This window comes from Flavobacterium macrobrachii (assembly GCF_014486675.1).
GTDB classification, from domain to species: Bacteria; Bacteroidota; Bacteroidia; order Flavobacteriales; family Flavobacteriaceae; genus Flavobacterium; species Flavobacterium macrobrachii.
The window spans coordinates 1-249 of record NZ_JACTAC010000219.1 but is presented as its reverse complement, the minus strand read 5'-3'; the positions used below and the strand labels follow the sequence as shown (position 1 = coordinate 249).

1 pseudogene is annotated in these 249 nt (G+C 39.8%); it reads left to right on the top strand.

The features are described 5' to 3' along the window. Window positions 1-249, top strand: a pseudogene (locus IAI56_RS16030) (IS1182 family transposase); the annotation flags it as partial.

Sequence of the window (249 nt, the reverse complement as noted above, 5' to 3'; positions counted from 1 at the left end):
AAACCAGGCAAAGCACGCCAACTGAATTATTTTGGACAAATCGCTGTAGACGATGCGCACCACGTTATAACAGGTGCATGTTCTGACTTTGCAGACAAACGCGATAGTCAGTGTATTGAAAAAATTGTAGAACTTACCGAGGAAAATCTAAATGAAAACGATATTCAACTAGAAGAACTTTTAGCCGATGGTGGTTATAGCAGTGGCGAAGCTTTAGCCTATTTACACCAAAAGAATATCGATGCCTAT